Below are 13,970 nucleotides of genomic sequence, written 5' to 3' on the forward strand. Positions count from 1 at the left end.
GACGTCATTAATCTATTGGTCCATGCTGGTGTCCATAACTCACCATCGAAGGAGCACTCTGATGTCCGACGTACGAGTTCACAACTTCTCGATCTCGCTCGATGGCTTCGCTACCGGCGCCGGTCAGGCCCCCGGCGCCCCGTTCGGGCACGCCGGCGAACGCCTGCACGAGTGGATGTTCGCCACCCAGTTCTGGCATGAGATGGGCGGCGGCCGGGGCGGCAGTGGCGGCGCCGACCACGTGTTCGCCGCGATGCACGGTCCCGGCATCGGCGCCGAGATCATGGGCGCCGGCAAGTTCGGCCCGCCGGGCTGGCAGGACGACCCCGACTACAAGGGCGCGTGGGGCGCCAACCCGCCGTTCCATACGCCGGTCTTCGTGCTCACCCACCGGCCGCGGCCATCGATCGAGATGGAGGGCGACACCACGTTCCACTTCCTTGACGCCACACCCGCCGAGGCGCTCAAGAGGGCCCGCGAGGCGGCCGGTGGCCAGGACGTGCGTCTCGGCGGCGGGCCCTCGGTGGTACGCGACTTCCTCGCCGAAGGGCTGGTCGATCACATGCACCTGGTACAGGTCCCGATCGTGCTCGGCCGCGGTGTCCGACTCTGGGACGGCCTGGAGTCGCTGGAGGAGGCGTACCACATCGAGGCGGTCTCGACGCCCTCTGGCGTCACCCATCTGACATTCACGGCCAAGAGCCGGTGACCGCGAAGGCGATCAAGCTGGCAGACCTTGGACACCCATCTCTTGCGGACGTCGCGGCCCAATAACGTCACCGTGCAGATCTCGCCCTTCCGCGCGGGCGCGCATTCAGGCATTCAGGGTGGCTTCCACGTCCTCCGCTTTCGGGAGGCTATTGACCGAGACGTCGTATACTTCGAATACTTCCGGGGGGCTCCATCTACATGGAGCAGGATGTGGATATTTCCGCATATATCCAGGTCCTGGATCTTCTCGTGGCTCGGGCGCTCGGCCCAGAAAAATCTCAAGAGCTGATCAGTTCGATAGCCGACAAGATCCCCGCATAGGTCATTGGAGAGGAAGGTAAGGATGTCCAAAATGGACCCCTCCGACGTCCACTGGCACAGCAACGGCGGCGCGAACTGTGTCGAAGTCGGCGTTCTCCACTCACCGACCGACGCGGCCGCCCACAAAGCCGACCAGGAACGCCTCATCGTCTTCCGTGATTCCAAGAATCCGGAAGGCCCCAAGCTGTACTTCACCCCTGCCGAATGGGAAGCGTTCCGGCTCGGTATGAAGGACGGCGAATTCGACGACATGATCTGACGAAGTCATACCGGCGCGAAAGAGCAGCCTCTCCTCATGTGGGGGGCTGCTTTGTCGTTCCGAGCCCGCCTCCCCTTGTCAGGCCAACCCTGACAGGGCATGATGTCAGGGTCAGCCTGACATCACTCAGATGAGGAGTGCCCATGCCCGCCCCCAGCCTCGCCGAGCAGGACATTCGCTGCTCGTTCTGTGCCAAGCCGAAGAACGAGGTCGCCAAGCTGATCGCGGGCGCCGGTGTCTTCATCTGCAACGAATGTGTGCAGCTCTGTGCGGAGATGCTGAAAGAGATCGCCGAGTCCGAAGCCGCTCCGGCCGCGCAGTCCGTACCGACCGCTGAGCTGCCCGAAATACCGGAAGTGCCCTGGCCGGACGCGATGACCGACGAGGAGATTCTCGACTTCCTGCCCAGGATCGCGTCGGTTGGCGCGCAGGTGGACGCCAACCTCAAGGTCTGGGTGGAGCGGCTGCGCGACCGTGGCGTCACCTGGGCCAGGATCGGCGCCGCCCTCGGGACCACCCGCCAGTCCGCCTGGGAGAAGTTCTCCGGCGAGGAGTGAACCCCTCACCGGTGCGGCATGCGCCCAAAAGATCCCCATACCAGACAGAACGATCTTGCCTCGCGTATCGGGATCGCTATGTGATCTCAAGAGGGAAATTGTCACGTTTTCGATATCACATGTGCATCGCCGCAGCGTATCGGCTGGATCACCTATTCCTTTGACCCATGGTCAAGCGCCCGAAATCCCCTAAGGTGAGCGAAATACCGGACATCGGGGCGAAAACCTTGGGGGTCGTCGATGCGGGGGCGAACACCGCTGGTCCTGCGGCGCGCGGTCAGCGAGCCGCTGCTGCTGGTGGCCGCGTTCGGCTCCATTCTGCTCGCCACCACCGCGCTGGTCGCGCTGACCATGTACGCGGTGTCGGTCACCGAGGTCGGCGTCCGGCGCGCCATGGAGACGGCGTCGCTGGAGACCGTGTCGGCCCGGGTCAGCGCGCCGGTGGACGCGACCACCTTCCAGGCCTTCGACCGGAACGTACGGCTCGAATTCACCGAAACCTACGGCGACATCCCGGCCGAGGTCAGCGTCAACATCCGCTCCGACTCCTTCGCCCTGCCCGGCCAGGAAAAGCGTGAACTGCCGGAACTCACCCGCTTCGCCGCCTATGAAGGGCTTGAGCGGCACGCTCGCCTGATCAACGGCGCCTGGCCGAAGGACCAGCCGTCCGGCCCGGTCGAGGCGGTGCTCTCCCAGCCCGCCGCCCAGGCCATGAACGTCTCGGTCGGCAGCGAGTTCCGCATCGTCGGACGCCTCGACGACAAGCCGGTCGACGTCAGGCTGGCCGGGATCTTCCAGCTCACCGATCCGTACAGTGACCGCTGGGCCGGGGATGATGTGCTTCGCCGGGGTTCGTCCATCGGCAACTACACGACTTATGGGCCGCTGGTCGTGCCCAGAGAGACCTTCGTCGCGAGGTTCGCGACGAATGTCACGGCGTCCTGGCTCGCCGTACCGGATCTGCGGGATCTGCCCCGGGACGAGTTACGGCCGTTCGCCGACCACGTCGCCGGGCTCGGCGATCGCCTCAAAGCGGATTGTTCCGCCTGTACGGCCTCCAGCCGCCTGCCCGACATGCTCGCCCAGCTCGACCAGGCCGCCCTGGTGGCCCGCTCGACCATGCTGGTGCCGGTGCTCCAGCTGCTCCTGCTCGCCGCCTACGCGCTGATGCTGACCGCGCGCCTGCTCGCCGACCACCGGCGCATGGAGGTGGCGCTGCTGCGCTCGCGCGGCGCGGGCAGCGTGCGCCTCGGCCTGCTCGCGGGCGCGGAGTCGCTGCTGGTCGCGGTGCCGTGCGCAATCGTCGCGCCGTTCCTGGCCCCGCCGCTGCTGCAGCTGGTCAGCTCCATCCCGTGGTTCAAGGCCTCGGGCGTACGGCTCACGCCCACGCCGGACACGATGACATTCGTGGTGTCGGCGGGGGTGGCGGTGGCCTGCGCGATCCTGCTGGCGTTGCCGGCGGTGCGGGGCGCACGGCGTACGTACGTGGAGGAGCAGTCGGCGCGCGGGCGGGGCGAGAAGCAGGGGCTGATCCAGCGGGCGGGCGGCGACCTGGTGCTGCTCGCGGTGGCGGCGCTGGCGGTGTGGCAGTTGCGGCGCTACGGCGCGCCGGTGACGTCCACCGCGGGCGGCGGGCTCGGGATCGACCCGCTGATCGTGATGGGGCCGGCGCTGGCGCTGCTGTGCGGCGGCATGCTGGGGCTGCGGCTTGTCCCGATCGTGGCCAAGCTGGCAGAACGGCTCACCAGCAGGCGGCGGTCGCTGGCTCCGGCGCTGGGCGCGTGGCAGGTGAGCCGCCGGCCGCTGCGCTACTCGGGTCCGGTGCTGCTGCTCACCATGGCCATCGCGATCGGCGTGGTGTCGATCGCCACGGCGGCGACCTGGCGTAACTCGCAGCGGGATCAGGCCGATCACCTCGCCTCCGCCGATCTTCGGGTGGCGGGTCCCGTGGCGGGCGCCGAACTGGGCCCGCTCGGCCGGGGCCCCACCTTCGCGAAGCTGCCCGGCGTGACCACGGCCAGCCCGGTCTACCGCGGCTCGGTTGAAGTGGGCGCGGTGGACGCCACGTTCCTGGCGGTCGACGCGACCAAGCTGGACCGGCTGATGACGCTCCGCGGCGACCTGGCCGAGGACCCGGTGGCCACGCTCGGGCGGGATCTGGCCGGGGAGCGGCCCGAGTTCCCGGCGGTCCAGGTTCCCGGAACGCCGAAGACGCTCGCGATGACCGTCCGGCTCGAACTCGGCAAACCCGACGTGGCCGCGTCCTACCGGAGCCTGGCGCCCCGGCTGGTGCTGCGGGACGCGCTCGGCGCGCGGCACGAGGCCGGGGCCGGGCTGCTGGTTCCGGACGGCGCCGACCATGTGCTCACGGTGGACCTGACCGCGTTCGCGGGACGGTCGGGGTCCATCGCGTACCCGCTGAGCCTGACCGGCCTGCTGCTGGACGTGCCGGTGCCGGCGATCGGGTCGCCGTTCACGATGAGCGTGTCCGGTATCGCCGCCGACGGGCAGCCGCTCGCCGCGCCCGAGTGGACGGCCATCGTCCGGGGCACCGGGCAGCTGCCGCCGCCGGAGGCCATCGCCGGCGGGCTGCTCACCCTGCAGGTGCCGCGCGCCAACGCCGAGGAGTTCCCCGAAGCGCAGAGCCCGGGCTTCGTGGCGGTGATTCCGGGGACGCCCGAGACGCCGCTGCTGCCGGTCGTGGTCACCGCCGACGTGGCCGCGTCGGCGAAGCTGGCCGTGGGGCGGGCCTCGCAGCTGTCCATCGACGGGCAGGATATTCCGGTCATGCCGGTCGGGATCGTGACCGCGATGCCGGGGACGAGTGGGAACGCTCCCGCCGTACTCGCCGATCTGGAGACCTTGCAGGCGCGGGACCTGACGACGGCGCGGCCGCCGCACCTGGCCGGGGAGTGGTGGCTGGCCACCCCGGACGAGCGGGCCGCGGCCGAGCTGGCCGCGCACCCCGAATGGGATCACACCGTGGTGGATCGGGCCGCGCTGACCCGGCAACTGCGCGACGACCCGCTGGCCAGCGGCCTGCAGGGGGCGCTGATCCTCGGCTTCGCGGCGGCGCTGGTGTTCGCGGTGCTCGGCTTCATGGTCAACGCGGCCGTGGCGGCCCGGGAGCGGATGACCGAGTTCGTGCTGCTGCGCGCGCTCGGGGTGAGCTTCCGGCAGGTGTTCGGGCTGCTCGCGGTGGAGCAGGCGTTCATCATCGGCCTCTCGCTGCTCGGCGGCACCGTGCTCGCCGCCGTCGTGGCCACCCTGGTCGTGCCGCACATCGTGCTGACCGGGCAGGCCACCTCGGTCACGCCCGGCGTGCTGCTGGACATTCCATGGGGCGCGACGATCGCCCTGCTCGCGGCCGTGACCGTGGTGCTGTTCGCGGTGGTGGGCGGGCTCGCCCGCACGCTGCGCCGCCAGGGGCTCGGCCGCGCGCTGCGCATCGGGGAGGACTGACATGAACGCCTGGCAGCTGGTCCGGGTGCATCGGGGCGCGGCGGCCGTGCTCGCGCTGCTCGCCCTCACCGCGTCGCTGCTGATGGCGGGACTCCCCCGGGGTTTCGAAGCCGCGTACGACGATGCGCTGGCCGCCATGATCGACGAGGTGGTGGCCCCGCAGACCGACCTGGCGGTGCGGTTGCGCCCCAACTCCCCTGAGGACGAACTGCACGAGCGCGGCGAGTTCACCGCGCTGGACCGGCTGTGGCGGAACGCGCTGCCGCCCCTGCTGTCCACCGCCGTCATCGCCGGAGGGACCAGCCACCAGTCCGCCCAGACCTACGGAACGCCGGTTTCCGGAGTGATCGGAAGGCCGACGCCGCCGCAACGGTATGTGGATCTGGCCTGGGCGTCCAACCTCGAGGAAAAGATCCGCTATGTAGAGGGACGGGAGCCTGGCGCCCCCAGAACGCTCGCCACCGTGCCCGGCAACCCGGACCTGAAGAACGTCCCGCTCTTCGAGATCGGCCTGGTACCGGAAGCCGCAGACGCCATGCGGCTCCCGGTCGGCACCACCGTGCTGCTCGGCAACAGCTACACGATCGCGGCCGAAGTCGTCGGCCTGTTCGAGGCGATCGACCCGTCCGACGGCTTCTGGGAGCACAACCCCGAGGTCAAACGGGTCACCGTACGATGGCTCCCGCAGGCCGACGAACCCGACCTGATGGCCGTCGGAGTCATTCCGGACGCGGGGCTGCGGGAGCTGAACTCGCGGCGCGAGCTGTACTACTCGTGGGTGCTCGGCATCGACGGATCCCCGATCAACGCCAGGAACGCGACCCCGATGATCCAGGACATCGTCGACTTCCGGCAGCGGGTGGAGCAGCAGGACGAGGGCGGCGACACCGGCATCGCGCAGATCTCCGCGGCCAGGTTCGAGCTGAACACCAGCCTGGATCCGCTGCTCGAAGGATTCCTGACCCAGCTGCGCACCGCGCAGACGCTGATGTTCCTCATGCTGGGCGGGCTGGCGGTGGTCGCGCTCGGCGTGATCGCGCTCGCCGTCCAGCTGCTCGCCGAGCGGATGCGCGCCGGGCTCGGCCTGGTGCGGGCGCGCGGCGGCTCGCTCGGCCAGATCACCAGGGCGGGCACGGGGGCGACCGCGCTGATCGTCGTGCCCGCCGCCCTCGCCGGATACGCGGCGTCCTACCTGGTCCCTGGGCCGATCACGCCGATCGTGCACCTCAGCCCCGCGATCCTGGCGGTGACGACCATCGCCTTCGCGGCGGTTCGGCTCGCGTTCGCGCACCGCAAGCCCCTGCACGACAGCCGCAACGACGTCGTCGCGCCGAAGTCGTCGCCGCGCCGGATCGCGCTCGAACTGCTGGTGATCGTGCTCGCCCTGGGCGGGGCATACCTGCTGCGCACCCGCGGCCTCACCACCGACGTGGCCGAGCTCGGCGCCGACCCGTTCCTGCTGCTCGTCCCCGCCGCGCTCACCCTGGCCGCCGCGCTGATCACGCTGCGCTGCTACCCGCTGCCGCTCCGCCTGATCGTACGGCTGGCCAACCGGCGCCGCGGGGCCGTGCCCTTCCTCGGCCTGACCCTGGCCGCCCGGTCCCGGGGCGCCACGTCGCTGCCGGTGCTGATCCTGCTGCCCGCGCTGGCCGTGTCCGTGTTAGGCGCCCTGGTCTCGGGGGCGATCTTCGAAACCCAGCGGACCGCCGCCTGGCAGACCGTCGGCGCGCCCGCGCGGGTCGAACGCGCCGCCGAGATCCCCGCGGACGTGATCGCGAAGGTGCGGGCGCTGCCCGGGGTGACGTCGGTGCTGCCGGTCGCCAAGGGGACCGTGCAGGTGGCGACCGGCGGGCGGACGGCCACCGTGCTCGCCATGGATCTGGCCGCCTATCGGGAGCTGGTCGCGGGAAGCCCGCTGGTGGTGCCGGATCCGCCGGTCGGGGACGGTATTCCGGCGCTGGTGTCGGGGAGTCTCACGCCGTACCCGTCGATTGAGATCGGGTGGCATACCCGGATGAAGCTCACCAACGTGGGGTCGATCGAGAAGCTGCCGGGGCTGGCGTTCGAGAGCAGCGACCTGATCGTCATGCCGTACGAAGGACCCAAGATCGCCGGGTTGCGGACCTACACCAACATCCTGCTGATCGGCGGGCACGTCGATCAGGGCCTGTTGCAGCGCACGGTCGGGCTCTCCGACGCGTTGGTGGACACCCTCGACTCCACCCGCGCGCGCATCTCCGAGGCGCCGCTGGCCGGGACGATCATCGCCAGCTTCACCATCGTCACCGTGGCGCTCGCCGGGTACGCGCTGATCGCCGTCGTCATCGCCCTCGTCATCGGGGCGGCCGACCGGGCCCGGGCGCTGTCCTTCCTGCGTACGCTGGGGTTGTCGCAGCGGCAGGCCAGGCTGCTGACCGTGCTGGAAGTGGCGCCGTTGATCGTGCTCACCTCGCTGGCCGGGCTCGCGCTCGGCATGCTGCTGCCCGCCGCCCTCGGCCCCGGTCTGGATTTGTCGGCCTATGCCGGGATAGCGGTGACCGAGTTTCCGTTGACCTTCACCACGCCCATCCTGCTGGCGGCCGGACTCGCCGTCGTCTCCATCCTCGGCGCGTTCGGGCACGCCAGCACCGGCCGCCGCGTCACCACCGCACTTCGAGTGGGGGAATCCACATGACCACGCTGTCGGATCTGGAGGCGCAGGCCGTACGGAATCGGCCGGCCTTCGGGGAGCACGCCCATATTCTCTGCGACAACCTCGTCCGCATCTACAAGACCGAAGGCGTCGAGGTCGTCGCGTTGCAGGGGCTCGACCTGCTCATCGAGAAGGGCGAGCTGATCGCGATCGTCGGGGCGTCAGGGTCGGGGAAGTCGACGCTGCTCAACGTGCTGTCCGGGCTTGACGTGCCGACGGCCGGGCTGGCCCGGGTGGCCGGGATGGACCTGCTGTCCATGACCTCGCGGGATCGGCTGCGCTACCGGCGTTCGGTGGTCGGGTTCATCTGGCAGCAGACGGGTCGCAACCTGTTGCCGTACCTGACCGGGCAGGAGAACGTGCTGCTGCCGATGCGGCTGGCCGGGAACAAGCGCGACGCCCGCCGCCGCGCCGGCGACCTCCTCGACCTGCTCGGCGTCGCCGACTGCGCCACCCGGCGGCCCGGTGAGCTGTCCGGCGGCCAGCAGCAGCGCGTCGCCGTCGCCGTCGCGCTCGCCAACGAACCCGAGGTCATCCTGGCCGACGAGCCGACCGGCGAGCTCGACAGCGACACCTCGGAAGAGGTCTTCGGCGCCCTCCGCCGCGCCAACCGCGAACTCGGCGTCACCGCGGTCATCGTCACCCACGACCCGCTCGTGTCCGAGCAGGTCGACCGGACGGTCGGCATCCGGGACGGGCGCACTTCCTCGGAGACCCTGCGCCGCACCTCCGAGGACGGCGATGTGATCGCCGAAGAGTACGCGGTGCTCGACCGGGTCGGGCGGCTCCAGCTGCCCCGCGACTTCATGAACGCGCTCGAGATGGAACGGCGGGTGCGGCTGGAGCTCGAACGCGACCACATCGGCGTCTGGCCGTCGACTCCCGGGGAGGAGAACAATGAGTGAGCCTCTGGTTTCCGTACGGGACCTGCGGAAGGTTTACCCGCGCGACGTGGTCGCCCTGCGCGGTGTCAGCTTCTCCGCGAACCCCGGCGAGTTGATCGCCATCCGGGGGCGGTCCGGTTCGGGCAAGACCACCCTGCTCAACCTGGTCGGCGGCCTCGACCGGCCCGCGGCGGGTTCGGTGACGGTCGACGGCAAAGCTGTCACCGAGCTTCCCGAACAGGCTCTGCTCGAGCTGCGGCGGGATGTCGTCGGGTTCGTCTTCCAGTCGTTCGGGCTGATTCCCGTGCTCACCGCCGCCGAGAACGTGGGGGTGCCGATGCGGCTGGCTCGGATGGCGGCCGACGAGCGGGAGAAACGGGTGGAGTTGCTGCTCGCGCTCGTGGGGTTGGAGCAGCACGCCAACCAGCGGCCGTACGAGCTGTCCGGCGGCCAGCAGCAGCGCGTCGCCATCGCCCGCGCCCTCGCCAACCGCCCCAAACTCCTCATCGCCGACGAGCCGACCGGCCAGCTCGACTCCCAGACCGCCCGCCAGATCATGCAACTCATCCGCGCGGTCGTCCGCAGCGAAAACGTCACCGCCCTGGTCGCCACCCACGACCCCAGCCTCATCTCCCTCGCCGACCGAGTCCTCGAACTCAAGGACGGCGCCTTCCTCACCCCAGAACCCACCCCCGCCTAAGTCGGTTATCGGCCGGTGCGGTTGGCGATGATGGTTTGCACGGTGTTTTCGAGGGCGTAGGCGGGGTCGGTGCCGCCTCCCTTGACCTGTTCGTCAGCTAGGGCGACGGCCTGGATGGCGCGGGAGAGGCCTTCCGGGCCCCAGCCGTTGAGCTGGCGGCGGGCGTTTCTGATTTTCCAGGGGGGCATGCCGAGTTGGGAGGCGAGCTGGTTCTCGTTGGCGTTCCTGGGGGCGCTGCTCACTTTGGCGAGGGAGCGGAGGCCGCCGGCCAGGGCGCTGACGATCAGGACGGGGGCGACGCCGGTGGCCAGAGCCCAGCGCAGTTGTTCCAGAGCTTCGCCCGCTTTGCCCTCCACGGCGAGGTCGGCGACGGTGAAGCCGCTGACCTCGGCGCGGCCTCGGTGGTAACGGGCCACCGCGGCCTCGCCGATGCTCTTGTCCCCCGTGTCGAAGATGAGCTGGCTGCACGCGGCCGCCAGCTCTCGGAGGTCACTGCCGACCGCGTCGAGTAGCGCCTGCGCCGCGGCCGGCGTGATCGAATGCCCGGTCCGCCGGACTTCGTTCCGGATGAAGTCGATCCGCTCGCCCGCCTTGGTCAGCTTGGTGACGGTGACAACACGCGCGCCGGCCTTCTTCACGCCATCAACGAGCGCCTTACCCTTGACCCCACCTGGGTGCGCCAGCACAACCACCGCATCGTCCCCCGGATTCGCCGCATATTTCACGACTTCGGCGATCACATCCTTGGGCAGATCCTGCGCCGCCCGAATCACAATGATCGCCTGATCCCCGAACAACGACGGCGAGGTCAGCCTGGTCAACTCCCCCGGCTCGACCTTCCCCCCCAGCAGATCATGCACTTCGGCGTCCGCACCCCCCGCCCGCACCTCGGCCACCACATCCCCGACAGCCCGATCCGCAAGCAACTCCTCATCCCCGAGCACCAACGTCACCGCCGCAACATTCCCCATGCCACGCAGCATGCCACGCCCCCGAACCCCCCGACGCGCACACTCGAAAGATCACCATGCCGCCCCGCCCGCGGAGCCCGCCCTGGAACCCTGCGGCCCCCGACGGGTGGCGTGGCGGCGCTTCGACGCGCTGACCTTAGGCCTTCGACTTCTTCAGCTTGTACCAGGCGCGCATGACTTTCACCACGTCGACGATGTGGAGCGGGGGAACCTGAACCCCCACCAGGTACTCGACGTCTGTGACGATCTCATGCCTGTCCTCGTTGTCCAGACCGTCCGACTCATCGTCCGACTCGTTCTCCGGCTCGTTGTCCGAGCCCGCATCCGAATCCGGAGGCGGGTCGATGAGATCGAGAAGGTCCTGCCAGTCCTCCGAGTTCTTCCCCTTGAAGATCGCCCCGTAGTTCCCGAACCACATGGCCACGTAGTCGGCGACGTGTCCTCCCATGACCTGCGCCTGCCATCTGAGCTGCGCGTCGACTTGGGACTCAGACCGGTCGTTTTGACGAAGCGCAGGTCCGGGACGTCGCTCGTGACAGTCTGGCCGCCCTTCCTGACCTGGTGCGGGCCGGCGGCCATTATCGTGCCCCAGAGCCGGTCGAACTCGACGTTCGTGCGGGCCTCGTTCAGCTCCATCGACAGGACGAAGGAGACGCAGTTCAGCTGGCCCTCGCGCGACTCTCGCATGATGTTGCGGTTGACGTCAGCGCGGGCGGCGTTGCAGAGTTCGAACAGCACGCGGACCAGGCAGGGCCAATAGTCCGCGGTGTCCTGGTGCCAGCCGGGCTCGGTGGCTTGAATCTCGCCGATCCTGATCACGTTCTCGTACGGATCGTGATCCGCCCGCAGGCTGGCATCGTCCCTGCTGTCGATCACCACGACCTGCGCCCCGGCGACCAGGCCCTGGGTGATCGCCATGAGCTCGTTGAGACGTCTGATCGAGGATTCGAGCTGCCCTTGCTGCTCGACAAGCGCCTCGACGTCCTCCGTCTTGGCGGCCTTGGCGGCGGCGGCGTCGAGCAGACCGGCGAACATCGGGTTCGTCAGGATGAACCGGAGCACCTGCACAACCGAATCTTCGCTGTCCGCTTGGTCCAAGGCGACCAGGGCGCCGTCCTTGCACAGGACGGCCGTCTTCCGCAGAGCACGCGGTGGAGGGGGCGCCTGCGCCGGTTCGCCGCCGATGTTCGTCTGGGTCCCGGTGAACTCACCGACTTTCCTGGAACGCTTGGGAACGTCTGTACGGCCCCCGGCAACGCCTCCGTCCTGGACGGGGGATCCCGGGGCAACCTCCGTCGTCACCGTCTCGAGCGTGCGCTTGCCTTTCGTCTTGGTCAGGGGCGGCGTGGTGCGATCACCCCCGGACGACTCGTCCGAGGACTCGCCCTTTTCTCTGTCGTCCCTGTCGTCGTCGCTCGTGCGCGTGGGGGACTTCTTCCGCATTCCGCGTCTGTACATCGAGTCGCCGCCGTCCTCTCGTGGCCCGCCCGCGACGCTATGTACGCAGATCACTGCCGTCAACCACCAATTGGACCGTTGTAATGTTCCTCAACACGAAAGGCCTGGCCGAAAACCGGCCCTTTCTGCTCGGAAATTGACGACCTCAGGGCAGTCGCGCGGCAACTGCTCCCGCATCGTTGGGCAACTCGCCCAATTTCACTCCTGTGTGGCGTCGCCGAAAGGGACAGGGGGCTATCAGGAAGTGCCTCGCGGAACTACCGCGAGGCGGCCTTGGTGTGGGATTACCGCGAGGTCGCCTGCGCGGTCGGTGCGGTAGACGCGGGTGCCGAGCCAAGTGAGGCGGCTTATGGTCGTCTGGGCGGGGTGGCCGTAGTTGTTGTCGGCGCCGACGCTGATGAGGGCGGCTCGGGATCTGGTCGCGGCGAGGAAGGCGGGGGACTGGCGGCCGGAACCGTGGTGAGGGACCTTCAGAATGTCCACGGGTGGGACGCCGGTTCGGAGGAGGGTGTCTTCGGCTTCGGTTTCGAGGTCTCCGGCGAGGAGGGCGGATCCCGTCGGCCAGCGGACCAGCAGGACGACGCTGGCGTTGTTGGTCATGGAGCCTTCGCCCTGGCCCTGGATGGGGTCTTCGGCGTTGGGGGCCAGCACGGTGATCTCGGCTTGACCGAAATGCCAGCGGGTGCCGGGGCGTACGACCCATTCGGGGATCTTTCTGGTGCGCAGTTCGGTCGAGACGCGGGTGCTTTCCCGTTGGGAGACGCGGATGGGGCTGACGACTACGGCGCCGATGCGGCGGTTTCGAAGGACTCCGGTCAGGCCGCCGACATGGTCGAGGTGCGGATGGGTGAGAACGAGCAGCGGAACCGTGTGCACGTCCAGCCTGCGCAGACATCGATCGACCGGTCCGGGTTCCGGGCCTGCGTCGACGACCACGGCTTTCCCTTCCCCAGCGGACAGGACGAGAGCGTCGCCCTGACCGACATCGCACATCACGAGCAGCCAACCACGGGCCGGCCAGGTCGACGTCGCGGGGCCCACGAGCAGAACCGCGATCAGCGAACCGCCGGCTAGGGCGATCGCCAATCGTCTGCCGGTCTGCCGCCGAAGCACCAGCCACACGGCTACAGAGATCGCTGCCAGCAAGACGAGTCCGAGCATTCCGGCAGGCCATCCGACCGTGGCGAGTGGAAGCTCGGCCGCCCATTCAGCCACTGTGATGATCCAGCTGGCGGACAGTCCCGCTGGGCGGACGATCAGCTGTGCCAGGTCCATGCTGATCGGGGCGATCAGGGCGGCGAGAAAGCCGAGGACCGTCGCGGGCGCTACGGCCGGCGCCGCGAGAAGATTGGCCGGGATCGCGGCCAGACCGAGTTCCCCTGACATGAGCACCAGCAAAGGCGTCACCGCCGCCTGGGCCGCGGCCGGGACGGCGATCGCCTCGGCCATCCAGGCGGGCATGCGGACGGCCATACGATCACGCCAGCGCGGCGCGAGCACCAGGATCCCTCCGGTCGCGGCGACGGAGAGCGCGAACCCGTACTCCCGAGCCAGCCCGGGATTGAACAAAATCAGCAGCAACACCGTCCCCGACAGCGCCGCCATCCCGTCACGCGACCGACCGGTCCCGAGCGCGATGGCTGCCACCGTCCCCATCACCAACGCCCGCAACACACTAGGCGACGGCCTCGCGACCACCGCGAACCCACCCATCGCCACAACAACCAGCGCCCCCCTCGCCACCAGGGGCAACCCCGCGAACCTCCCCACCACCAGAACAGCCCCCGCGACAATCGCGAGATTGGCCCCGCTCACAGCATTGAGATGACTCAGCCCAGCGTCAGCGAAATCCTCCTTGACCTGCGCATCCAGCCGCGAAACATCCCCCACGACCAACCCTGGCAACAACCCACGAGCCCCCGGCGGCAAAACCTCACAAGCCACCCGCAACCCAT

General features: G+C 69.1%; 11 protein-coding genes. 8 read left to right on the top strand and 3 right to left on the bottom strand.

Translation table 11 applies throughout. The features are described from left to right. The first annotated feature begins 61 nt into the window (after window positions 1-61). From Aple_RS30955 to Aple_RS30985, 8 genes are all read left to right on the top strand, one after another. On the top strand, window positions 62-709 hold the full coding sequence (locus Aple_RS30955; RefSeq protein WP_155348245.1) for a dihydrofolate reductase family protein: 648 nt from the start codon (window positions 62-64) through the stop codon (window positions 707-709). Between the two features lie 42 nt (window positions 710-751). Further along, window positions 752-1,000, top strand: coding sequence for a Scr1 family TA system antitoxin-like transcriptional regulator (locus Aple_RS56400; RefSeq protein ID WP_373869657.1), 249 nt, complete (start codon window positions 752-754; stop codon window positions 998-1,000). Between the two features lie 54 nt (window positions 1,001-1,054). Continuing rightward, on the top strand, window positions 1,055-1,291 hold the full coding sequence (locus Aple_RS30960) for a DUF397 domain-containing protein (protein WP_155348246.1): 237 nt from the start codon (window positions 1,055-1,057) through the stop codon (window positions 1,289-1,291). A gap of 143 nt (window positions 1,292-1,434) precedes the next feature. Then, window positions 1,435-1,848 carry a ClpX C4-type zinc finger protein gene (locus Aple_RS30965; RefSeq protein WP_155348247.1) on the top strand — a complete coding sequence of 138 codons (414 nt, stop codon included), beginning with the start codon at window positions 1,435-1,437 and terminating at the stop codon, window positions 1,846-1,848. A 240-nt stretch (window positions 1,849-2,088) separates the two neighbouring features. Continuing rightward, window positions 2,089-5,310: an ABC transporter permease gene (locus Aple_RS30970; protein WP_155348248.1), complete on the top strand. Its 3,222-nt coding sequence runs from the start codon at window positions 2,089-2,091 to the stop codon at window positions 5,308-5,310. 1 nt (window position 5,311) lies between these two features. Further along, window positions 5,312-7,984 carry an FtsX-like permease family protein gene (locus tag Aple_RS30975; RefSeq protein WP_155348249.1) on the top strand — a complete coding sequence of 891 codons (2,673 nt, stop codon included), beginning with the start codon at window positions 5,312-5,314 and terminating at the stop codon, window positions 7,982-7,984. Continuing rightward, window positions 7,981-8,907, top strand: coding sequence for an ABC transporter ATP-binding protein (locus Aple_RS30980; protein ID WP_155348250.1), 927 nt, complete (start codon window positions 7,981-7,983; stop codon window positions 8,905-8,907). Before Aple_RS30975 ends, Aple_RS30980 begins: the two co-directional genes overlap by 4 nt. Further along, the gene (locus tag Aple_RS30985; protein WP_155348251.1) at window positions 8,900-9,586 is read left to right on the top strand and encodes an ABC transporter ATP-binding protein; all 687 of its coding nucleotides are present in this window, start codon (window positions 8,900-8,902) and stop codon (window positions 9,584-9,586) included. Before Aple_RS30980 ends, Aple_RS30985 begins: the two co-directional genes overlap by 8 nt. Before the next feature lie 5 nt (window positions 9,587-9,591). Here Aple_RS30985 and holA read toward each other — a convergent pair whose 3' ends face one another. The 3 genes from holA to Aple_RS31000 form a co-directional block, all read right to left on the bottom strand. Beyond that, on the bottom strand, window positions 9,592-10,557 hold the full coding sequence (gene holA, locus Aple_RS30990) for a DNA polymerase III subunit delta (RefSeq protein WP_246264895.1): 966 nt from the start codon (window positions 10,555-10,557) through the stop codon (window positions 9,592-9,594). A 180-nt stretch (window positions 10,558-10,737) separates the two neighbouring features. After that, window positions 10,738-12,078, bottom strand: a complete 1,341-nt coding sequence (locus Aple_RS30995) for a hypothetical protein (protein WP_155348253.1) — start codon at window positions 12,076-12,078, stop codon at window positions 10,738-10,740. A 174-nt stretch (window positions 12,079-12,252) separates the two neighbouring features. Continuing rightward, entirely contained in the window at window positions 12,253-13,959 is a 1,707-nt protein-coding gene (locus tag Aple_RS31000; protein WP_308805525.1) for a ComEC/Rec2 family competence protein, read from the bottom strand. Between the last annotated feature and the right edge of the window lie 11 nt (window positions 13,960-13,970).

The sequence above is a fragment of the Acrocarpospora pleiomorpha genome (genome assembly GCF_009687885.1).
GTDB lineage: Bacteria > Actinomycetota > Actinomycetes > Streptosporangiales > Streptosporangiaceae > Acrocarpospora > Acrocarpospora pleiomorpha.

What these genes read in the sequence shown, in the direction of transcription:
- Aple_RS30955 (WP_155348245.1), top strand. Translation starts at nt 62, where the DNA reads ATGTCCGACGTACGAGTTCACAACTTCTCGATCTCGCTCGATGGCTTC.
- Aple_RS30960 (WP_155348246.1), top strand. Translation starts at nt 1,055, where the DNA reads ATGTCCAAAATGGACCCCTCCGACGTCCACTGGCACAGCAACGGCGGC.
- Aple_RS30965 (WP_155348247.1), top strand. Translation starts at nt 1,435, where the DNA reads ATGCCCGCCCCCAGCCTCGCCGAGCAGGACATTCGCTGCTCGTTCTGT.
- Aple_RS30970 (WP_155348248.1), top strand. Translation starts at nt 2,089, where the DNA reads ATGCGGGGGCGAACACCGCTGGTCCTGCGGCGCGCGGTCAGCGAGCCG.
- Aple_RS30975 (WP_155348249.1), top strand. Translation starts at nt 5,312, where the DNA reads ATGAACGCCTGGCAGCTGGTCCGGGTGCATCGGGGCGCGGCGGCCGTG.
- Aple_RS30980 (WP_155348250.1), top strand. Translation starts at nt 7,981, where the DNA reads ATGACCACGCTGTCGGATCTGGAGGCGCAGGCCGTACGGAATCGGCCG.
- Aple_RS30985 (WP_155348251.1), top strand. Translation starts at nt 8,900, where the DNA reads ATGAGTGAGCCTCTGGTTTCCGTACGGGACCTGCGGAAGGTTTACCCG.
- holA (WP_246264895.1), bottom strand. Translation starts at nt 10,557, where the DNA reads ATGGGGAATGTTGCGGCGGTGACGTTGGTGCTCGGGGATGAGGAGTTG.